The organism is Rhodanobacter koreensis, assembly GCF_054782855.1.
Genome location: NZ_BAAGRR010000011.1, coordinates 21,278 through 41,143 on the forward strand (window position 1 = coordinate 21,278; position 19,866 = coordinate 41,143).

A 19,866-nucleotide genomic window follows, 5' to 3' on the forward strand; every position below is an offset into this window, starting at 1 on the left:
CACTACGCATTCATTGCAACGGAGCACGCTCATGGACTACCGCTATCTCGGCAACTCCGGCTTCAAGGTTCCCGCACTCGGCTTCGGTGCAGGCACGTTCGGTGGCAAGGGGCCGTTGTTCAGCGCATGGGGCAACACCGATATCGCGGAAGCGAAGCGGCTGGTCGACATCTGCCTTGAAGCCGGCGTCAATCTGTTCGATACCGCGGACGTCTATTCGGATGGCGCATCGGAGTCGATCCTCGGCGCGGCGCTGAAGGGCAGGCGCGAGCAGGCGATCATTTCGACCAAGCTCAGCTTGCGCGCGGGCGATGACCCGAACGATGTCGGCGCCTCGCGCCAGCACCTGATCAGCGGTGTGGAGCGCGCACTGAAACGACTCGGCACCGACTACATCGACCTGCTGCAACTGCATCACTTCGATGCGATGACGCCGGTGGAACAGGTGATGTCGACGCTGGACGACCTGGTGCGCGCCGGCAAGCTGCGTTATCTCGGCGCGTCGAACTTCTCCGGCTGGCAGCTGATGAAGTCGCAGGCCGCGGCCGACCGGCACGGTTACTCACGCTTCGTCGCCAACCAGACCTATTACTCGCTGATCGGCCGCGATTACGAATGGGAGCTGATGCCGCTTGGCCTCGATCAAGGGGTCGGCGCGGTGGTCTGGAGTCCGCTCGGCTGGGGCCGCCTCACCGGCAAGATCCGCCGCGGCCAGCCGTTGCCCGAAGGCAGCCGATTGCACGACACCGCCGGCTTCGCGCCGCCGGTGGATGAGGAACGGCTGTATCGCGTGGTCGATGCACTAGACGCGCTCGCCGCGGAAACCGGCAAGAGCGTGCCGCAGATCGCACTGAACTGGCTGCTGCAACGACCGACCGTATCGACCGTGCTGATCGGTGCGCGCAACGAGCAACAACTGCGCCAGAACCTCGATGCGGCCAGCTGGAATCTCAGCCGCGAACAGGTCGCGCAACTCGATGCCGCCAGCGCCGTCACGCCGCCTTATCCTTATTACCCGTATTGGAACGGGCAGTTCGCCGAGCGCAATCCACCGGCCGTCTGAATCGTCCCATCATGCATGCCATGCATTACTCCGGAGCCCCCATGAAAGCCGTTGCCCTCATCCGCTACCTGCCGATCGACGATCCGGAATCCCTCGTCGATGTCGAACTGCCCAAGCCGGTGGCTGGCGTACACGATCTGCTGGTGCGCGTCGAAGCTGTCTCGGTGAATCCGGTCGATACCAAGATCCGCTCGCCGAAACCGCAGGTCGAGGCGCAGCCGAAAGTGCTCGGCTATGACGCGGCCGGTACTGTCGAAGTCGTCGGCACTGACGTCACCGGGTTCAAGCCGGGCGACCGCGTGTACTACGTCGGCGATGTCACCCGCCCCGGCAGCAATGCCGAGTACCAGTTGGTCGATGCACGTCTGGTCGGCCATGCGCCTCAATCGCTGGATCTGGCGGACGCGGCGGCGCTGCCGTTGACCACGATCACCGCATGGGAGCTGCTGTTCCAGCGCATGCCGTTCGACAGCGAACACGGCGGCGATGGCAAGTCGCTGCTGATCATCGGCGGTGCCGGTGGCGTCGGTTCGATCGCGATCCAGCTGGCGCGCCGCGCCGGCTTCACGGTGATCGCCACGGCCTCGCGTCCCGAGACCATCGCGTGGTGCCGCAGCATGGGCGCGCAGCATGTGATCAATCATCGTGAGCCGTTGGCAACGCAACTGGCGGCATTGGGTTTTTCGCAGATCGACGCCGCGATCAATCTCGCCGACACCGACCGTTACTGGGAAACGCTGGGCGAACTGCTTGCGCCGCAAGGCCATCTCGGCCTGATCGTGGAGCCCAGCGGCACGTTGAAGATCGGCGATCCGTACAAGGCCAAGTGCATCGGCATCCACTGGGAAATGATGTTCGCCCGCCCGCGCTTCAAAACCGCGGATCAGGCCGAGCAAGGCCGCATCCTCGAACGCGTCGCGGCATTGATCGATGCCGGCGAGCTGCGCACCACGCGCACGGATGCACTGACCCCGATCAACGCAGCGAATCTGCGCGAAGTGCACCGTCGGCTGGAGTCAGGCACCACCATCGGCAAGCTGGTGCTGACCGGTTGGTGAGACGTCATCGGGCACGGTGGCATGCCGTGCCCGACTCTTTAAGTCGCGATGGTCACCCATGTTTGCGTGCCGACGCTTTCGCCGGTGCCGATTTCGCCGGCTCACCCTTTTTGCCCAGTTGCTCCAGCAACGTGTTCATGTCTTCGGCGTGCTCCTCTTCCATTGCCAGGATGCCTTCCAGCATGCGGCGCGTGGTGGGATCGTCGGTGCCGATATAGGTGATCATCTCGCGATAGCTGTCGATCGCGATGCGCTCGGCGACCAGATCCTCCTTGATCATGTCGACCAGATCGTCACCCTCGACGTAATCGGAATGACTTCGGCTGAGCAGGCCATCCGGCGACAGGTTCGGCTTGCCGTCGAGCTGGGTGATACGCTCGGCGATCAGGTCGGCATGTCCCTGCTCCTCGCCCGCATGCTGCAGGAACTCGGCCTTGATCGCCTGCGAGTTGATGCCCGACGCCATGTAGTAGTGGTACTTGTAGCGCAGCACACAGACCAGCTCGGTCGCGAGCGCATGGTTGAGCAGCTTGACCACGGTGGCACGGTCGGCGCTATAGCCCGCGGTCATCGCACCCTTCTCGATATCCTTGCGTGCGCGTTTGCGGATGTTCTCGATGTCGCTGACGAACGGCTTGCTCTTGGCCATGGCGTGCTCCGGTGGGACGTGGGAATGGGCATCGGCGTGCGTTTGCACCGACGGCCCGCACAGCGTAGGAATGCCCGTGAAAAAGCCAGGTGAAGGAGGCACCAGCAGGCTAGGCCCGCCCCGAGGGGAATCCCGCCATCCTCCCGATTCAGCGTGCCGCAAATCGCTCCGCGCGATCCATCGTGTCCCGCAGGCTCGGAAGTACCTGTTCGATCAGGTCCTCATGCCTGCGCCATTTGTCCGCTGCTGGTTCCGACACGGTATAGCGCGAAAGGGGAAGCGCACCATCGAGTGAATAATCCCAACCAAGATCGAGTGCAGTGCACAGACGACCCACCTCGTCGGCAGGATTCGCAAGAAAGCTGTCGTAACGCGCAACATGACAGCTTCCGGCCGGCAGTGCACCAAGGTCGTCGAGCAGTGTGCGCATGGTGATGTCCCACTGCGCCGCCACGATTTCCTGGAGTGGCCGCCCGATCAATTCACGCCAGCCCGGCACCAGCAGCAGCGACCAGGGCAACCCGGTCCAGCCGGGAAGATCCGCATAGGTGCGAAAGCGGCCCGATTGCCAGGCCTCGATCATGCTGCTCAGGGTCTGGCGCGGATCGCGGTACAGGTAGACGAAGTGAGCTTCCGGGAAGACCTTCGCCAGGAACGGTACACGTAGTGCGTTCTTCGGGGTTTTCTCGAGCATGCGAAACGGCCGGTCTGTCGCAGGATGGCCGTCCCGGTCACGCAGCTCGACAAGGAAACGCTGCCGCAATGCCTCCGTCGATGGCGTCGTCGCTGCCATCGCATCGAGCCGGTTGGAGGGAAAATCGTGGATAGCGGGATTCAGCGCCGGAACTCCCTCGATCAGGGCATGGCTTTCCCGGCCAGTGGTGAACAGCCCGGGCGCCTGCGCCAATGTCTCGAACAACAGGGTCGAGCCCGAACGCGGTGACGAAACGATGAACACCGGACGGTCGAATGCCGGATCACGACCGCCCCGGGTGGTGCGTGAAGCGGGCGTTGCCGGCTGCCGTGGCTCATAGGCCGGCAGATTCTGGTCCTGGCCGGCGACGGCCATGTCCAGGATCATCGGCCGCAGGACCTGCACGATCTTCGCGCCGTTGACCACCCTGAGCTCGCCCGCAGCCTGCGTCATGGCCTGCTCGAATGCCTCCAGCTCCGCATGATAGGCCGGCCAGCCGGCGCGATCCGTGCCGTATTGCGCCCAGAGCACTTTCCAATTCGACATGAAGCGCGTCGCCATCAGCTGCGCGACGGGCAGTTGCTGGTGTGGCTGCACTTCCCCGAGCAGGAAGACGATGTGTTCCTTCAGTTCCCATGGCGTCATCACCACGGGCACGTTGACCGACTCGTAGGCCAGCGGGGGACATGCGTCGATCTGCGGAGGCACGGCTTCCGCGTGCCAGCCGGCCGCATCGGCGCTGCCGGGCACGCGTCCACGCGCGACCAGGTTCCAGAAACCCTCGCTGCCGACCGTATCGGCGACCAGGTGAATCCGCTCGGCCTCATCCGCATTGATCACCCGGTGATTGCGCCAGGTATCGAAGATCCAGCATTCGCCGGGAGCCATGTTGACCTCGGCCTCGCCGCACATGAACCTGACCGCCGGCCTGGTCAGGATCGGCACGTGGACACGCGTGCGCTCGCGCCAGTAATAGCTGACATCGGCATGCGGCGTGACTTCGGCGTGGCCGCTCAGCTTCATCAGGCGGGTGCGCCCCCACACTGCGCCGATCCGCCCCAGCACCTGGGTCAGATACGGGCATTGCTCAAGATAAGGTGTGGGCCGCATCGGGCCATTGATGTCATCGACATCCGGATCGCCATGCACCGAAATCAGCGACAGCGCGAAATTGCCGGGAAACTTCTGTGGATGTTCACGCCAGCAGGTCTTGTCGAAAGCGCCGACCTCTGCGGACAGGCGGTCGGCGTCGAATTGCAGCGGCAGTTGAACAAAAGGCACTGAAAGCTTCATCGGTCTCCTCAACTTCGTCGATAGATCTCGCTGCCGGCCGCACGGAATTCGGCCGCCTTTTCGGCCATGCCTTCATCGATCGCCACGAACCCTTCCACGCCGTGCTCGGCGGCATAGTCGCGTACGTCCTGCGTGATCTTCATCGAGCAGAACTTCGGACCGCACATGGAACAGAAGTGTGCACTTTTGTGCGCATCCTTGGGTAGCGTCTCGTCGTGGAATTCCTTGGCTTTCTCCGGATCGAGGCCGAGGTTGAACTGGTCGTCCCAGCGGAATTCGAAACGTGCCTTGCTCAGTGCGTTGTCCCGAACCTGCGCGCCCGGATGCCCCTTGGCCAGATCTGCCGCATGCGCGGCGATCTTGTAGGCGATGATGCCGTCGCGCACGTCCTGCTTGTTCGGTAGCCCGAGATGTTCCTTCGGTGTCACGTAGCAGAGCATCGCGGTACCGAACCAGCCGATCATCGCCGCGCCGATCGCCGAGGTGATGTGGTCGTAGCCCGGCGCGATGTCGGTGGTCAGCGGCCCCAGCGTGTAGAACGGCGCCTCACCGCACTTCTCCAACTGGCGATCCATGTTCTCCTTGATCAAATGCATCGGCACATGGCCGGGGCCTTCGATCATCACCTGCACGTCATGCTTCCAGGCGATCCGGGTCAGCTCGCCCAGCGTGTCCAGCTCGCCGAACTGCGCGGCATCGTTCGCATCCGCGATGCAGCCCGGGCGCAGGCCGTCGCCGAGACTGAAGGACACGTCGTACGCCTTCATGATCTCGCAGATGTCCTCGAAGTGCGTGTAGAGGAAATTCTCCTTGTGATGTGCCAGGCACCACTTCGCCATGATCGATCCACCACGCGAGACGATGCCGGTGACACGTTTGGCGGTCAGCGGCACGAAGCGCAGCAATACACCGGCATGAATCGTGAAGTAATCCACACCCTGCTCGGCCTGCTCGATCAGAGTGTCGCGATAGATTTCCCAGGTGAGGTTCTCGGCGACACCGTCGACCTTCTCCAGCGCCTGGTAGATCGGCACCGTGCCGATCGGCACCGGTGAGTTGCGGATGATCCACTCGCGCGTCTCGTGGATGTGCTTGCCGGTGGAAAGATCCATCACGGTGTCGCCGCCCCAGCGGATCGACCACACCAGCTTCTCCACTTCCTCGGCGATGCCCGACGACACCGCCGAGTTGCCGATGTTCGCGTTGATCTTGGTGAGGAAGTTGCGGCCGATGATCATCGGCTCGCTTTCCGGATGATTGATGTTGGCCGGGATGATCGCGCGGCCGCGCGCCACTTCATCACGCACGAATTCCGCGGTGATCCGCTTCGGCAGGGATGCGCCAAACGATTCGCCGGGATGCTGGTTGAGCAGCGCACTACCCGCCAGCGCCTCGATTTTCTGGTTCTCGCGGATCGCGATGTATTCCATCTCCGGCGTGATGATGCCGCGCCGGGCGTAATGCATCTGCGTCACGTTGGCACCGGCTTGGGCACGACGCGGCACGCGGAGGCCGGTGAAGCGCAGTGCATCCAGCTTCGGGTCAGTGGCTCGCTTGCGACCGAATTCGGAACTCAGGCCTTCGAGCTGCCCGGTATCACCACGCTCGGCGATCCAGGCAGCACGCAGTGCCGGCAGGCCGGCAGCCAGATCGACTGCATGGCCCGGATCGGTGTACGGACCGGAAGTGTCGTAGACAGTGATCGGCAGATTGCTTTCTCCACCGAACAGGGTCGGCGTCTGCGCCTGGCAGATTTCGCGCAGCGGCACCTTCAGGTCGGGCCGGCTGCCCTGCACATGGATCTTGCGCGAACCGGGAATGGGCCGCGTCACGGCATCGGAGAGTTCCTGTGCGGCGCGCGCAAGGTCGGTGGGCAAGGCATTCATCGGCATGTGTCCGGCGGCTTCTGTTGAAAAACCCGCACACAAGGTGCGGCTCCTGCGATGGACTCGCATACAAGCAACAGAAGCGGCGGCACCGGACGCACGATGGCTGACCTCGTGCGACGAAGCTCCCTACACCGGTGCTAACCGGATCAGGTTCGAAGGGACTCTCTCAGCCGGCTTGCGTCGGCACCCCCGCTTCAACCGGGCTATTCAAGCACGAAGCGGGGTGACTGGCGAGCGTGGCAGCTCAACGTGTCCGATAGGCGCGCAGGAACATCGTGACCCCGGCATGCGCCGTGGCTTCGATTTCCTCGGCATAACTCTGTGGGCAATCGGTACAGCCGAACATCTGGCGCATCATCAGGTTGCCCTTGATCAACGCCAGAAACTGTCCGGCGGCGCGCGGCACATCGTCAATGTCCAGCTGCCCGGCGTCGACCGCCTGTTGCAGCAGGTGCTCCATCAAACCATGGGTGCGCGTCGTGCCTTCTTCCCAGATCAACTTGCCGTAACGCGGATTGCCTTGGCGGCAGTCACTGAGGATGGCACGGAAGGTGCCTACGGTTTCGGCGTTGCAATCCAGACGAGCGTGGGTCAACGCCACCCGCAACAAGGTGTCGCGGATATCGAGACGAGGGTCGAAGGCGTAGGTTTCTTCCGGCAGCAGGTCCTGAATGCGCGAACGGATCACTTCGCGAAACAGATTGTCCTTGTCGCCGAAATGACTGTACACGGTGAGTTTGGAAACGCCGGCATCCGCCGCGATGGCATCCATGCTGGTGCCGGCAAACGCATTGCGGATGAACAGCGCCTTGGCCGCGACCAGAATCGCGGCACGCTTCTCCATGTCCTTCGGGCGACCGGGGCCCTGCTGGGGTCTGATTTGCGCGCTGCTGACCATGCCCGCACCTTCACAAATGAATAGCCAAGCTTTATTATACGAGGCGGTTCAATTATTTTCCAGAACGGCAGCTTTACCCGGTTCAGGCACGCCATCCAGCACCTCCCCGGTGTCGGGTGACGCCCGTCAACTGCTTGCGATGACTTCCGGCACTACGTGGGCTGGCACGCAACCGGCAGGCTTGGCACTGTCGAATGTTTGTCATTGTAGGTCAGGGCTCAAGCGCTTATCCTTTTTGACCTTTTTCGATCCGCACGGGACACGAGCAGATGGCGATGAACTTCGAGCAGGCGCGACTGAACATGGTGGAAAACCAGGTGCGCCCGTGGGAGGTGCTGGACAGCCGCGTACTGGACGTCATCAGCAGGGTACGTCGCGAGGACTTCGTCGATGCCGCGCATCGCCAGCTGGCCTTCGCTGATCTGTGCCTGCCACTGGGTCACGGCGAAGTGATGATGAAGCCGGTGGTGGAGGGCCGCGTACTGCAGGCGCTCGAACTGCTGCCGACCGACCACGTGCTGGAAATCGGCACCGGCTCGGGTTTCCTCACCGCCTGCATGGCCTCGCTGTCGGCACAGATGACCAGCGTCGACATCCATGCTGACTTCATCGCTGCGGCTACGCAGCGGCTGCACACGGCAGGCATCGCCAACGCCACCCTGATCACTGGCGAAGCAGTCAATGCATGGCAGCCGAACGAGTTGTTCGATGCGCTGGTGGTGACCGGGGCGGTGTCCGCGATTCCTCCGCGCTGGCTGACCTGGCTCAAGCCCGGCGGTCGTGCGCTGATCGTGCACGGCCAATCACCGGTGCAGCACGCCACCTTGCTGACCCATGAAGGCGCGGGCCGCTACCGCGAAGAAGTCCTGTTCGAAACCGATCTGCCCTATCTGACCCATGCCGAACCGCCGCAGCGGTTCGTCTTCTGATTGCGCCCCCGACCATCCCCACGAGGCAACCCATGCGTTTGAAGCTGCTCACCCTGGCCCTGGCCCTGGCCGCCACGTCGTTGCCCAGCCATGGCGAGGATCTGCTCGATGCCTACCGTGACGCACGCGCCAACGATCCGGTGCTGGCGCAGGCCGATGCCACCCGGCTGTCCACCGGTGAAGGCGTGGATCAGGCGCGCGCGTTGTTGCTGCCGCAGGTAACGGCTGGCTTGACACTGAGCCAGAGCAAGAGCTCGGGCAGCCAGACCTTCCAGGATCCGAACAATCCCGGCCAGCTCATCAGCACCAGCGGCTTCGGCCATACGCGTACGCGGGACATCAACGGCCAGCTCAGCCAGAGCGTGCTCGACTTCAGCAAGTACGCCAATCTCAAGGCGGCCCACTCGGCTGCGGAAGCACAGGACCAGACCTACCAAGCCGCCGTACAGGCCCTGTTCGTGCGCGTTACCACCGCCTATTTCACCGTCCTGACTGACGAAGACCAGCTGACCTTCGCCAAGGCAAACGAGGAAGCGTTCAAGCGGCAATACGATCAGGCCGACCAGCAGTACAAGGTCGGCATCGCGGCGGTGACCGGTTCCTACCAGGCCAAGGCCGCCTACGAGGCAGCCAAGGCACAGACGATTGCCGCGCAGAACACCCTCGACAACGACCGTGAAGCATTGAGCCAGATCACCGGCAAGCCCACCGGCGACCTGAAGAAGCTGCGCGACGACCTGCCGCTCGATCCACCCACGCCCGCCGACCCGGATGCCTGGGTGAAGACCGCGCTGGCATCCAACCCCAGCCTGCTCGCGCAGCGGGACAACGTGCAGACCGCCGAGCACAACATCAGCGCCGCGCGTGCCGGCCATCTGCCGACCATCAGCGCGAACGTCACCTATGGCAAGAGTGCCAGCTGGTACCAGAACTCCGACATCCATTCGAATACCCCGGCCTCGACCACGATCGGGCTGACCCTGAGCGTGCCGATCTTCTCCGGTGGCCTTACCCAGTCCCAGGTGCGCCAGTCGATCTACGAGCGCGACGCCGCCCAGGATTCGCTGGAATCCGAACGACGCCAGATCAAGGCCAATACGCTGAACTATTACCGCTCGGTGCTTGCCGGCATCGCACAGGTGCAGTCCGGCAAGGCTTCGGTGCAGTCCGGCCAGGAGGCACTGGATGCCACCCGCGCCGGTTACTCGGTAGGTACCCAGACCATGACCGACGTGCTGCTGGCGATCCAGACCCTGACTTCCTCGGAAAGCAGCTATTCGCAGGCCCGCCATCAGTTCGTCGTGAACAAGCTGCTGTTGCAGCAGGCCGCCGGCACCGCCGACTACAAGGATATCGAGGCGATCAACGCACTGCTGCAGTAACCCGCCAACCACGCATGTCGCATGCACCAGACGGCCGGGCTCACCACCCGGCCGTCTTTCTTTTTGCAGCTATTCCTGCAGCAAGGTATCGATCAGCTGCATGGTCCGTTGCACCGCGCCGCGTTCGCGCTCGAACACGTGCTGCGCCGCCAGACCCATCTGCTCCCGCTTCGCGGGATCACGCAACAACTGCAGCACGTCAGGACCGAGTTGAGCACTGTCCTTCACACGCTCGGCCCCTCCCTGCTCGATCAGGCTGTGCGTGATCGCCTCGAAATTGAAGGTATGTGGCCCCACCAGCACCGGGATCGACAACGCCGCCGGTTCCAGCACGTTGTGGCCGCCGATCGGCACCAGACTGCCGCCGACGAAGGCCACATCGGCGGCCGCGAAGAACGGCATAAGCTGCCCCATCGCATCGATCACGAAGACCTGGTTCGACGGCGACGGCATGCCGTCGGCGCTGCGCGTGCCGACCGCAAAGCCCAGGCTGCGCACCGAGTGCTCGACCACGCGGAAGCGCTCGGGATGCCGTGGTGCCAGCAGCAACAACGCGTCCGGCAGTCGCTTGAGCACCTGCAGATGCGCCTCCAGTACGGCCAGCTCCTCGCCTTCGTGCGTGCTGGCGGCCATCCATACCGGCCGCCGCGGCCCCCAATGGCCGCGCATGATGGCACCATCCGCCACCGCGCCCTCGGGTATCGGCATGTCGAACTTCATGTTGCCGGTGACCACGATCTGCTGCGGGTCGGCACCGAGCAGCCGATAGCGTGCAGCATCCGTGCGTGACTGCGCGGCAATCTGCCGTACGCAGCGCAGCGCCGAGCGTGCCAGCGAACGCAGTGGCCGGTAGCCGCGCATCGAGCGCTCGGACAGCCGTGCATTGACGATCATCAGCGGGATGCCGCGCCGGCGGCAGGCGAAATACAGGTTCGGCCAGATTTCGGTTTCCACGATCAGCGCGAGCCGCGGCCGCACCTTCTTCAGGAAACGACCTACTGAATACGGCAGGTCATACGGCAGGTAGACATGGAACACGCTGTCCCCAAACAGCTGGTGCACCCGCGCGGTTCCGGTCGGTGTGACCGTGGTGATCACCACGGGAGCGTTCGGATAATCCCGGCGCAGCGCCTTGATCAGCGGTTCGGCCGCATTCACCTCGCCGACCGACACCGCGTGCACCCACAAGCTGCCACTGAAGCCAGGCGCCCGGAAGAATCCGAAACGCTCCGGCCAGCGTCGATGGTATGGCCGCGAGCGCACGCCACGTGCGAGCAGGCGAAGCACCAGCAACGGCGTCGCCAGATACATCGCGAGTGTGTAGAGATAGCGCAACGGTCGATCCTTGCTGGCAACGCGGGAGTATAGCGAGAGCGGGCAACCCGAGCCGGATCGGAAGCAGGCCGCTACAATGCCGACGATGCCCGGCATGCCCCGTCCCGCCTTCACCCCCTCGCTGCTTGCACCGCGCCGCTGGCCGGCGTGGCTGGGTGCGGCTGCCATCTGGCTGATCGCGCAGCTGCCACAGAGGGCACTGCTGTGGCTGGGTCGCCGACTCGGCGCCCTGGTATTGCGCGTGCCTTCGGAACGGCGACATATCGCCGAGATGAACATCGCACTGTGCTTTCCCGAACTCGACGCCGCCGAGCAGGCCGCGCTGGTCGACGCCAACCTGCGCGATATCGGCCTGATGCTGGTCGAGTTTGCATTGGGCTGGATGGGCAGCGACCGCCGCATGGCCAGCATCCCGACCCGCATCGAGGGACTCCAGCATCTCGAAACAGCACGGGCACAGGGCAAGGGCGTGCTGCTGGTGGGCGGCCATTTTTCGCATCTGGAGCTGTGCGCACGACTGGTCTCGCAACGCATCCGCATTGCCGGCATGTACCGCAAGATGGATTCGGCCGTGTTCGAGTGGACCGTGTTGCGTGCCCGGCTGCATTACGCCGAAGCGATGTTCGAGAAGGACGACATCCGCGGCACGGTGAAATACCTGCGTAGCGGCGGCACGCTGTGGTATGCGCCGGATCAGGACATGCGCAGCAAGGACAGCGTATTCGTGCCGTTCTTCGGCGTGCCGGCAGCCACCATCACCGCGACCCACCACCTGGCGCGGATGTCCGGTGCCGTGGTCATTCCGTTCTTCCATCGCCGCCTGCCCGATGGCCAAGGCTACGCCTTGCGTCTTGGCGCGCCGCTGGAAGATTTCCCCAGCGCCGACGTCCTGGGCGATACCGCGCGCATCAACGCCTGCATCGAGCAGATGGTGCGCGAGGCACCGGAACAGTATCTGTGGGTGCATAAACGCTTCAAGACGCGGCCACCGGATACTGCCCCCCTGTACTGAGGTCGACAGGTCGCCGAAAGGATGCTCTGTGTGAAATTGCACCAGCATCCGAAGACCTCACCTCCTCTATGTCGACCCCTAATTGTCCGTGCCAGCCGCGCGTTCATCGGTGCGAGTGCACCCGATGCAGCAAGCGCGATGGCGTTGCCTGCCTGCCATGGGCATCTTGCGCAGCACGAGGCACCGAATGACCCGCGAGATGGCGCAGCAGGCGCCGGCCCTGCCGATCCTCACCTACCACAACATCGCGAACGCCCCGCGCGGCCTTCGCCGCTGGCGCAGCCTGTACGTCAGCCCCGGCGCATTCGCGCGGCAGATGTGGCTGCTGAAGCGTTTCGGCTATACCGGGATGTCCATGTCGGCCGCGATGCCCTACCTGCAAGGCGAGCGTACCGGTCGCGTCGCGGTCATCACCCTGGACGACGGTTATCTGGACAATCTGGACTCGGCCCTGCCGGTGTTGCAGAAGTATGGTTTCAGTGCCACCTGCTATGTCGTCAGCGGCAGCATCGGGCAATACAACCAGTGGGACGCCGAACGGCTGGGCGTGCGCAAGCCGTTGATGTCGGTGGAGCAACTGCGCGGCTGGCATCGCGGCGGCATGGAGATTGGCGCACATACATGCAGCCACCCGCGGTTGACGCAATGCAGTGACACACAACTGCACGACGAGATCCACGGCAGCAAGGCGACGCTGGAGAATCACCTCGATAGCCCGGTCACGCAGTTCTGCTACCCCTATGGCGATGCCGACGACCGCGTGGCCGACGTGGTGCGCGAGGCCGGGTTCGCCGCCGCCACTACGACCCGGCGTGGCCGCGCCACCGCCGGCATGGACCTGTGGCAGCTGCCACGGGTACAGGTAGCGCGCCATCACATGCTGCCGCAGTTCGCCATGCGCGCGATGTCAGCCTACGAGGATCGGCGCGCGTGAAACTGCTCTTTGTCGGCACCAATCCCGAAAACACCGGGGCCGCCAGCCATTTTGTCGCCCTGGTTCAGGCCATGGCCGAAGCCGGGCATGAAGTCAGTGCCGTGGTCTATCCCGACGGCGTGATATGGCAGGGGCTGTCGCAGTCCCCTGTCCGTCTGTACAGGGCGCAGTTCCGCAACGTGTTCGATTTGCGTGGTTATGTCGCCGTCTTCAAGGCAGCGTGGCAGCTGAAACCCGACTGGCTGGTAGGAAACTCCGGCAAGGAATATTGGCCGCTGATCCTGGCCGGCTGGCTGTTGCGCGTGCCGGTTGCGCTGTTCCGGCATCGCACCCCGCCCATGAAGCGGCTTTCCGCTTACCTGATCCCACGCCTCGCGCAACGATTCTTCGCCGTCTCGAAACATGCCCGTCAGGCCTACCTGGACCGGGGCATTCCGGGCCAGCTGGTACGGGTGCTGTACAACCCGGTCAACATGGAGTTGTGCCGGCACGATGCGCAGCAACGCAGCGAGATCCTGAGCTCGCTCGGCCTGGACGAGGAAACCATCGTGCTCGGCTATGCCGGGCGCATGCACAACGGCAAGGGCATCTTCCCCCTGTTCGAAGCTGCCACGGCGGCCATGGCTGCGGAGCCTCGACTGCACTGCGTATGGCTGGGCGACGGGCCGGATGCACAGACGCTGCGCGAGCGTGCCGCCACGCACCCCACCGCAGCCCGGCACCATTTCCTCGGCTGGATCAACGACGCCCTCCCCTATTACAGTGCGTTCTCCATGCTGGCCTTTCCATCGATAGCGACAGAAACGTTCGGCCGCGTCTCGGTCGAAGCACAGGCTGCCGGCGTCCCGGTGCTGGGCAGCGATATCGGCGGCATTCCCGAGACACTGCAAGCCGACGTGACCGGTCTGCTGCTACCGCCAGGCGATGTGACTGCCTGGCACGAAGCGATCCTGAAGCTGTGCGATCCGTCGCTGCGAATGTCGATGGGTACGGCTGCGCACGAATACGTGCAGCAGCACTTCAGTACGCGCGTGATCGCCGACGAGTTCCAGCGGATCCTGACCGGCGGCTGATCCTCGATCCTTCGCCGGATCAGTCCCGCCGCTGCCGCAGCTCGTACAACTTGGCGTATTTCAGGAACGCGTAGAACGCGTGGATACGTGCCGCGATGAAACCGGCCCAGCCCGAGCGGTAGTGGCCGCGCAGCACGTAGTAACGCAGGAAGGCCACGGTGGGATAGACCACCATGCGCAAGCGCAGCCAGGACACCTTGCGCCGGCCCAGGTCGGCCAGCTGCAGGCTGGAGTAACGGTTCGCCTTGGCGGTGCGTCCGGCAATGTCGGGTTCGCCGACATGATCGATCACCACGTCGAGCACACCGATCGAGCCGTCCACCAGCACCGACTCGTGAACCTGGTGATCGCTCATCCGCGCCCGTTGTCGATCGAACAGCCGCACGTAGTGATTGAGCCGGCTGCGCAGCGATTGCCAGCGCCAGAACTGCCACTCGCGCCGCCACAACTGGTAGCCGGCATGAACCGGCGCCTGCAAGGCCTGCTGCAACAGTGCCGCCGCCGCCGGGGTGAATGATTCATCGGAATCGAGCAACAACACCCAGCGCTGGCTGGCTAGGTCAATCGCTGCCTGCTTCTGCGCGCTGTAGCCGGCAAACGGCTGGGTATGAATGCGCGCACCGTAATGCGCGGCAATCGCCAAGGTGGCATCCGTCGAACCCGAGTCCAGCACGACAATTTCGTCAGCCCAGGCCACCGAGCGCAGGCAGGCGTCAAGCGTGGCGGCGTTGTTCATCGTGGTGACCACCACCGACAGCGGTTCACGCTGGCTCATCGTCGCCCCCTGTTACATACAGCGCGGCACACCACAGCCCGAGCAGCCAGCCGAACAACAGCCCCCACCAGGCCGAATAGAAGGCCAGATGGGTGTTCAGCGGGAACAGCATCACGCCCAGCGCCAGCGTGACCGGAAACGCCCGCGTGCGCGCCGCTGCCCCGACCCGGCGCCATGCGCGCCACGCCAGCACGACGCCGGCCAGCCACAGCAGCAAGCCGAGCGCACCCGTCTCGGTGAGGATTTCCAGCACCAGCTGATGCGCATGGCAGGCACCCTCGCCCACACCGCACGACTCGGCGGTGAGAAAGTGATCATCTGCCGGCGCATAGTGCGGATAGGCATAGCGGAAGCCACGCACGCCGACGCCATTGACCGGATGCGCGGCGATCATCTCCACGCTGGTATGCCAGATATCCAGCCGGCCACTGAGCGCGGTATCGATGGACTGATCGGTGCCGTGCAAGGCAAGCAGGGTGCGATCCATCCGCAGCTGGAAGCGGCCAGAGGTTTTCCAGGCGATCCCGCCAGCGAGTCCCAGCAACAGCATGCCGATCACGCAAAACCCGGCAAATCGCAACGGTGAGCGCGCTTCACGCCAGGCAAAGCCCAGTGCCACCAGGGCATAGCACACCCACGCCGCGCGCGAGCCGGCCAGCAGCACCGGACCCAGCATCAGCACGAACGCCAGCAGCAGACCCGGCAGCCCCCAGCGCCGCCGCGCCGCCCATAGCGCAAACGGCGACAGCACCGCCAGCGTCGGGCCCAGCTTGAGATCGGTGGCGCCGAAGATGCCGGAAACACGCTCGGCCTCGGCGTGGCCACCCAGGCTCCAGCCTGTCAGTGCCTGCACCCAGGCATCGACCGTCCACAACGCCAGCACCAGCGCCACCGCGATGTAGAACGCCTGCAGCTTGCTGTCGCGACGGATCGCGAAGCAGGCATACAGACCCAGCGGCACATAGCGCAGCAGTGCGCCCACCGTACCCCAGCTCTTGCCCGGCGCCACCGAGTCGAGCGCGGAAAACAAGGCGGCAGCGATGTAGGCACCCAGCAGCCACAACAGCAGGCGCGCACCGGGATGCTGCTGCAACGCCCGCGGCTCCCGTGCAAACAGCAGGATCACCCCGAGCAGGCACAGAAAGGTGCCCAGTTCGGAACTGCGCCCGAACGGCAACAGGGCCACCACCAGCCAGTACGGCAGCAGCGGTGAACGCAGCGCCGCCTTGAGCGAGGTACCAAAAGAGTTCATGCGCGGATCAGAGGAGAAGGCGATCCCGCATTGTAGGCGAGCGCGGATACCCGCGGATTACGGTCTCAGCCGCCAGTCACTTCGTCGTACAGCGCCAGTGTGGCCTGCTGCATGTCGATCAGGCGATAGCTCTGCAGCGGCGAAATCGGCGGCGCCACCCGCAGCAGCTCGGCGGCACGCTCGACCAGTCGCTCGCGATCACCCGGCGGCACGCGGCCAGCCGGATACAGTTCGGCCAGCAGTTCACCCACGCCGCCGTGCGCATAGCCAAGCACCGGTCGACACAGCGACAACGCCTCGATCACGGTGCGTCCGAAGGATTCGGGCTTGTTCGACAGCTGCAGCACCAGCGTCGACACCGCATAGATATCGCAGATGTCATTGCGCGGCGGCGTCAGCACGACCTGGTTGGTTACTCCACGCATGCTGATCAATTCGCGCAGTTCCTTCACATAGTCCTCGCGACCGGGTTCGATCACGCCCAGCAGCAGCAGGCGCGCCTCGATCCCGCGCCGCTTCAGGTCAGCCAGCAGTTCGATCGCGTCATGATGCCCCTTCAGACGCGTACCGCGCCCGGGCAGGGTCAGCAGCGGCGCACCGGCCAGCGCGGGATACTCCGCAAAGAACGCCTTCTGCCAGGCATCCTCCGGTCGGTGCCCGTATGGAAAGGCCGAAGGGTCGATGCCGCGCGGGATCACCCGGACCCGGCCCGGCTCCAGCCAGGGATAATGACTGAGCACGTAGTCACGCACGGTCTGCGAGACGGCAATCACCCGCTCCCCGCGCAACAGGATCGCACTGTAATTTCCCGGCGTATTGAGTCCATGCACGGTGGTGATGAAATGCGGCCGAGGCGCCATCCCCTTCAGCGCCCACCAGCCCATCCATGCGGGCAGCCGCGAGCGGGCATGCACGATGTCGGGTTTGAGCTCGCGCAGCACACGCCGCAATACGCCCAGACGGGTCAACGTGCCCAGCGACTTGCGGCCCAGGTCAAGCGTGATGTGCTCGCTGCCCTCGGCCAGCAGCTGTGCGGCCAGCCGGCCACCGGCCGAGATCACCACCGAACGATGCCCGGCCTGCACCAGCGCCCGGGCCACTTCCAGCGCCGAGCGCTCCGCGCCGCCCGAATGCAGTGCGGGGATCAACTGGACCACAGTCATCAGCTTGGCGGGAATGACAATGCTGGACATGAGCTCTGGACTGGCGGCTTTCATTCCCTGTTGCAAGCAAAAACAATGCCGCCAGCCACCCGGATGAAGCCAGTCGATCAGTCGCGCAGGATGTAATGCGCGCCACAGTAGGCGCAGGTTGACTCACCACCGTCATCAACGATCGGCAGATATACCTTCGGATGCGAGTTCCACAGCGCCATGCCCGGCATCGGGCAGGACAGCGGCAGGTCCTTGCGCGTCACTTCGTAACGATTTTCGGCATTTGCCGGTACCAGCGGCACCGCCGCGGAAAGGGGACCCGACATGGGCAAACTCCAGGCTGGACATCAGACCGTGAATGGTAGCAGGCCGGTGGCATCACCCGCCCTCATGCTTGAAACGCGAGCCAGCCGAAGGGCATAGCCCGTGCGATCAATACAGATTGTGATCCCCCGGGCCGAGAATCCCTGAGCGGTTCGCATCGGAGCCGCCGGCCTCGAGGGGACAGACTCATGGATTTCGGGAAAATCATCGAACGCGCCAGGGCCATCCTGATCACGCCACGGACGGAATGGCCGATCGCCGCCGCCGAACCGGCCACGGTTGGCGGCCTGTATGGCGGCTACATCGCGATCCTCGCGGCACTGCCCGTCATCGCCGCCTTCATCAAGAGCAGTCTGATCGGCAGCGGTACGTTCGGCATCACGATACGCATGCCGATTGGCTACGGCATCGGCGAGATGCTGCTGCGCTATGTACTGACCCTGATACTTGCCTATGTTGTCGCATTGATCATCAACGCGCTGGCGCCGACCTTCGGCGGCCAGAAAGGCATCACGCAGGCGCTGAAGACGGTGGCCTACGCGTGGACCGCCTATTGGGTGGCCGGCATCGCAGTGGTCGTGCCCTGGCTGGGTTGGCTGATCGCGATCCTCGGCGGCATCTACTCGATCTACCTGCTCTACCTGGGCCTGCCGCACACCATGAATTGCCCACCGGACAAGGCCGCCGGCTACACCGCGGTCAGCGTGGTCATCGCGATCGTGCTGGGCTGGATCATCGGCGTCATCCTCGGCTCGGTCTTTGCGGTTGCCGCGCTCGGTGGCGGCGCGATGAGCGGCATGCAGATCAGCGGCAACGATGGCAGCAGCGTCAGCATCGACAGCAACAGCGCATTGGGTGCACTCGCCGCGATGGGCCAGCGTGCCGAACAGGCCGGCAAGGAGATGGACGCCGCGCAGAAATCAGACGACAGCCATGCGCAGCAGGCGGCGATGGGCAAGATGGTGGGCGCGATATCCGGCACCGGCAGTAGCGTCGAGGCGCTCGCCCCGGACCAGGTCAAGACCTTCCTGCCCGACAGCCTGGGCAGCTTCAAGCGGACCAGTATCTCGGCCCAGCGCAACAACGCGATGGGCATGCAGGTGTCCGATGCCAGTGCCGAGTACGCCGGCGACAGCGGCCAGCACATCACGCTGGAAGTCACCGATACCGGTGGCGCCAGGGGTTTCGTGGCACTGGCCGCTGCGATGGCGCCGGAAGAGGAAAAGGAAACCGACCATGGCTACGACAGGACCCACACCGTCGACGGCAACCTGGTGCACGAGGCATGGGACACCCAGTCCAAGTCCGGCGAGTACAGCGTGGTGCTTGGCCAGCGCTTCACGGTCAAGGCAACCGGCAACGCCGACAACATCGACCAGCTGAAGCAGGCCGTGGCCAGCATCGACCTGGGCAAGCTGGCATCGATGAAGGATGCGGGTGTGAAATCCAACTGATCCAGCCAGCCACCACCTGCAAAAAAGCCGCGCCATTCCCGGCGCGGCTTTTTTCTGACGCGGGCGCTTACTTTGCCGCGTCGGCCTTCGGCACCGAACCTTCGGTGGTGATGCGGATCGTGATCTCGTCGCTGACGTTCGGCACGTAGGCACCAATGCCGAAATCCTTGCGCTTCAAGGTCGTGGTGGCGTCGAAGCCGATCGCCTGGGCCTTCGTCATCGGATGCGGCCCCACCTTGTTCAGCGTGGCATCCAGCACGACCGGCTTGGTCACGCCATGCACGGTCAGGTCACCAGTGACCTTGAACTTGTGGCCGCCGAGCGGCTGCACGTTGGTGCTCTTGAACGTCACGGTCGGGTACTTGTCGGCATCGAAGAAGTCGGCTTCCTTCAGGTGCTTGTCGAGCGCAGGCACGTGAGTGTCGAGGTTGGCCAGCGGCAGGGTCACTTCCACGCTGGACTGCGCCGGATGCTGCTCGTCGAACACCAGGGTGCCTTCACCCAGGCCAAGGTCGGCAGTGGGGTTGGAATAGCCGAAGTGGTTCCAGCTGAACAGCACCATGGTGTGGTTCGGATCGAGCTTGTAGGTGACCGGTGCGGCCTGTGCCACGACGGCGGTGCCGAGCAACCCGGCGAGAACGAGATATTTCAGTGCGCGCATGGGAGTGACTCCTTGGGGATGTGATCTGACAGATGGT

At 64.2% G+C, this 19,866-nt stretch carries 18 protein-coding genes and 1 riboswitch; of the genes, 8 read left to right on the forward strand and 10 right to left on the reverse strand.

Features of this window, described 5'->3' with window-relative positions; genetic code table 11:
• Positions 1 to 31 precede the first annotated feature (31 nt).
• Together ACYVKM_RS12415 and ACYVKM_RS12420 are read left to right on the forward strand one after the other, a co-directional pair.
• Complete coding sequence (locus ACYVKM_RS12415) at positions 32 to 1,063, forward strand: aldo/keto reductase (RefSeq protein ID WP_460877923.1); 1,032 nt, start codon at positions 32 to 34, stop codon at positions 1,061 to 1,063.
• 41 nt (positions 1,064 to 1,104) lie between these two features.
• Positions 1,105 to 2,121: a zinc-binding alcohol dehydrogenase family protein gene (locus ACYVKM_RS12420; RefSeq protein WP_460877924.1), complete on the forward strand. Its 1,017-nt coding sequence runs from the start codon at positions 1,105 to 1,107 to the stop codon at positions 2,119 to 2,121.
• Between the two features lie 52 nt (positions 2,122 to 2,173).
• Here the strand turns inward: ACYVKM_RS12420 and ACYVKM_RS12425 are convergent, their stop codons facing one another.
• From ACYVKM_RS12425 to ACYVKM_RS12440, 4 genes are all read right to left on the reverse strand, one after another.
• Positions 2,174 to 2,770, reverse strand: coding sequence for a ferritin-like domain-containing protein (locus tag ACYVKM_RS12425; protein ID WP_460877925.1), 597 nt, complete (start codon positions 2,768 to 2,770; stop codon positions 2,174 to 2,176).
• A gap of 148 nt (positions 2,771 to 2,918) precedes the next feature.
• The gene (locus tag ACYVKM_RS12430) at positions 2,919 to 4,757 is read right to left on the reverse strand and encodes a sulfotransferase (RefSeq protein ID WP_460877926.1); all 1,839 of its coding nucleotides are present in this window, start codon (positions 4,755 to 4,757) and stop codon (positions 2,919 to 2,921) included.
• 8 nt (positions 4,758 to 4,765) lie between these two features.
• The gene (gene thiC, locus ACYVKM_RS12435; protein ID WP_460877927.1) at positions 4,766 to 6,643 is read right to left on the reverse strand and encodes a phosphomethylpyrimidine synthase ThiC; all 1,878 of its coding nucleotides are present in this window, start codon (positions 6,641 to 6,643) and stop codon (positions 4,766 to 4,768) included.
• Positions 6,644 to 6,752: 109 nt separating this feature from the next.
• A riboswitch (TPP riboswitch) is annotated at positions 6,753 to 6,847 on the reverse strand.
• A gap of 43 nt (positions 6,848 to 6,890) precedes the next feature.
• On the reverse strand, positions 6,891 to 7,490 hold the full coding sequence (locus ACYVKM_RS12440; RefSeq protein ID WP_460877928.1) for a TetR/AcrR family transcriptional regulator: 600 nt from the start codon (positions 7,488 to 7,490) through the stop codon (positions 6,891 to 6,893).
• Between the two features lie 323 nt (positions 7,491 to 7,813).
• Between ACYVKM_RS12440 and ACYVKM_RS12445 the strand changes: the two genes are divergently transcribed.
• Both ACYVKM_RS12445 and ACYVKM_RS12450 read left to right on the forward strand, forming a co-directional pair.
• The gene (locus tag ACYVKM_RS12445; protein ID WP_460877929.1) at positions 7,814 to 8,473 is read left to right on the forward strand and encodes a protein-L-isoaspartate O-methyltransferase family protein; all 660 of its coding nucleotides are present in this window, start codon (positions 7,814 to 7,816) and stop codon (positions 8,471 to 8,473) included.
• A gap of 32 nt (positions 8,474 to 8,505) precedes the next feature.
• A complete protein-coding gene (locus ACYVKM_RS12450; RefSeq protein WP_460877930.1) occupies positions 8,506 to 9,855 on the forward strand; it encodes a TolC family outer membrane protein in 1,350 nt (449 codons plus the stop codon).
• Between the two features lie 69 nt (positions 9,856 to 9,924).
• Here the strand turns inward: ACYVKM_RS12450 and waaA are convergent, their stop codons facing one another.
• Entirely contained in the window at positions 9,925 to 11,190 is a 1,266-nt protein-coding gene (gene waaA, locus ACYVKM_RS12455) for a lipid IV(A) 3-deoxy-D-manno-octulosonic acid transferase (RefSeq protein WP_460877931.1), read from the reverse strand.
• A 94-nt stretch (positions 11,191 to 11,284) separates the two neighbouring features.
• On the opposite strand from waaA, the gene lpxL reads away from it, so the two are divergent.
• The 3 genes from lpxL to ACYVKM_RS12470 all read left to right on the forward strand — a co-directional run bounded on the left by lpxL (position 11,285) and on the right by ACYVKM_RS12470 (position 14,209).
• A complete protein-coding gene (lpxL, locus tag ACYVKM_RS12460) occupies positions 11,285 to 12,202 on the forward strand; it encodes an LpxL/LpxP family Kdo(2)-lipid IV(A) lauroyl/palmitoleoyl acyltransferase (RefSeq protein ID WP_460877932.1) in 918 nt (305 codons plus the stop codon).
• 187 nt (positions 12,203 to 12,389) lie between these two features.
• A complete protein-coding gene (locus tag ACYVKM_RS12465) occupies positions 12,390 to 13,136 on the forward strand; it encodes a polysaccharide deacetylase family protein (protein ID WP_460877933.1) in 747 nt (248 codons plus the stop codon).
• On the forward strand, positions 13,133 to 14,209 hold the full coding sequence (locus tag ACYVKM_RS12470; protein ID WP_460877934.1) for a glycosyltransferase family 4 protein: 1,077 nt from the start codon (positions 13,133 to 13,135) through the stop codon (positions 14,207 to 14,209). The genes ACYVKM_RS12465 and ACYVKM_RS12470 overlap by 4 nt, the downstream gene beginning before the upstream one ends.
• Before the next feature lie 19 nt (positions 14,210 to 14,228).
• Here the strand turns inward: ACYVKM_RS12470 and ACYVKM_RS12475 are convergent, their stop codons facing one another.
• The 4 genes from ACYVKM_RS12475 to ACYVKM_RS12490 form a co-directional block, all read right to left on the reverse strand.
• Positions 14,229 to 14,984, reverse strand: a complete 756-nt coding sequence (locus ACYVKM_RS12475) for a glycosyltransferase family 2 protein (RefSeq protein WP_460877935.1) — start codon at positions 14,982 to 14,984, stop codon at positions 14,229 to 14,231.
• Entirely contained in the window at positions 14,971 to 16,236 is a 1,266-nt protein-coding gene (locus tag ACYVKM_RS12480) for an O-antigen ligase family protein (RefSeq protein WP_460877936.1), read from the reverse strand. The genes ACYVKM_RS12475 and ACYVKM_RS12480 overlap by 14 nt, the downstream gene beginning before the upstream one ends.
• A gap of 65 nt (positions 16,237 to 16,301) precedes the next feature.
• A complete protein-coding gene (locus tag ACYVKM_RS12485) occupies positions 16,302 to 17,429 on the reverse strand; it encodes a glycosyltransferase (RefSeq protein WP_460877937.1) in 1,128 nt (375 codons plus the stop codon).
• 77 nt (positions 17,430 to 17,506) lie between these two features.
• Positions 17,507 to 17,716 (reverse strand): zinc-finger domain-containing protein, encoded by a 210-nt coding sequence (locus ACYVKM_RS12490; protein ID WP_460877938.1) that lies wholly within the window; start codon positions 17,714 to 17,716, stop codon positions 17,507 to 17,509.
• Between the two features lie 186 nt (positions 17,717 to 17,902).
• Between ACYVKM_RS12490 and ACYVKM_RS12495 the strand changes: the two genes are divergently transcribed.
• A complete protein-coding gene (locus tag ACYVKM_RS12495; protein ID WP_460877939.1) occupies positions 17,903 to 19,168 on the forward strand; it encodes a Yip1 family protein in 1,266 nt (421 codons plus the stop codon).
• Between the two features lie 67 nt (positions 19,169 to 19,235).
• Here ACYVKM_RS12495 and ACYVKM_RS12500 read toward each other — a convergent pair whose 3' ends face one another.
• Positions 19,236 to 19,829: a YceI family protein gene (locus ACYVKM_RS12500; RefSeq protein WP_460877940.1), complete on the reverse strand. Its 594-nt coding sequence runs from the start codon at positions 19,827 to 19,829 to the stop codon at positions 19,236 to 19,238.
• Positions 19,830 to 19,866 lie beyond the last annotated feature (37 nt).

Bases quoted from the DNA above. Each gene is read 5' to 3' on its own strand.
- ACYVKM_RS12415 (WP_460877923.1), top strand. From the start codon at position 32: ATGGACTACCGCTATCTCGGCAACTCCGGCTTCAAGGTTCCCGCACTC.
- ACYVKM_RS12420 (WP_460877924.1), top strand. From the start codon at position 1,105: ATGAAAGCCGTTGCCCTCATCCGCTACCTGCCGATCGACGATCCGGAA.
- ACYVKM_RS12425 (WP_460877925.1), bottom strand. From the start codon at position 2,770: ATGGCCAAGAGCAAGCCGTTCGTCAGCGACATCGAGAACATCCGCAAA.
- ACYVKM_RS12430 (WP_460877926.1), bottom strand. From the start codon at position 4,757: ATGAAGCTTTCAGTGCCTTTTGTTCAACTGCCGCTGCAATTCGACGCC.
- thiC (WP_460877927.1), bottom strand. From the start codon at position 6,643: ATGAATGCCTTGCCCACCGACCTTGCGCGCGCCGCACAGGAACTCTCC.
- ACYVKM_RS12440 (WP_460877928.1), bottom strand. From the start codon at position 7,490: ATGGAGAAGCGTGCCGCGATTCTGGTCGCGGCCAAGGCGCTGTTCATC.
- ACYVKM_RS12445 (WP_460877929.1), top strand. From the start codon at position 7,814: ATGGCGATGAACTTCGAGCAGGCGCGACTGAACATGGTGGAAAACCAG.
- ACYVKM_RS12450 (WP_460877930.1), top strand. From the start codon at position 8,506: ATGCGTTTGAAGCTGCTCACCCTGGCCCTGGCCCTGGCCGCCACGTCG.
- lpxL (WP_460877932.1), top strand. From the start codon at position 11,285: ATGCCCCGTCCCGCCTTCACCCCCTCGCTGCTTGCACCGCGCCGCTGG.
- ACYVKM_RS12465 (WP_460877933.1), top strand. From the start codon at position 12,390: ATGACCCGCGAGATGGCGCAGCAGGCGCCGGCCCTGCCGATCCTCACC.
- ACYVKM_RS12475 (WP_460877935.1), bottom strand. From the start codon at position 14,984: ATGAGCCAGCGTGAACCGCTGTCGGTGGTGGTCACCACGATGAACAAC.
- ACYVKM_RS12480 (WP_460877936.1), bottom strand. From the start codon at position 16,236: ATGAACTCTTTTGGTACCTCGCTCAAGGCGGCGCTGCGTTCACCGCTG.
- ACYVKM_RS12485 (WP_460877937.1), bottom strand. From the start codon at position 17,429: ATGTCCAGCATTGTCATTCCCGCCAAGCTGATGACTGTGGTCCAGTTG.
- ACYVKM_RS12490 (WP_460877938.1), bottom strand. From the start codon at position 17,716: ATGTCGGGTCCCCTTTCCGCGGCGGTGCCGCTGGTACCGGCAAATGCC.
- ACYVKM_RS12495 (WP_460877939.1), top strand. From the start codon at position 17,903: ATGGATTTCGGGAAAATCATCGAACGCGCCAGGGCCATCCTGATCACG.
- ACYVKM_RS12500 (WP_460877940.1), bottom strand. From the start codon at position 19,829: ATGCGCGCACTGAAATATCTCGTTCTCGCCGGGTTGCTCGGCACCGCC.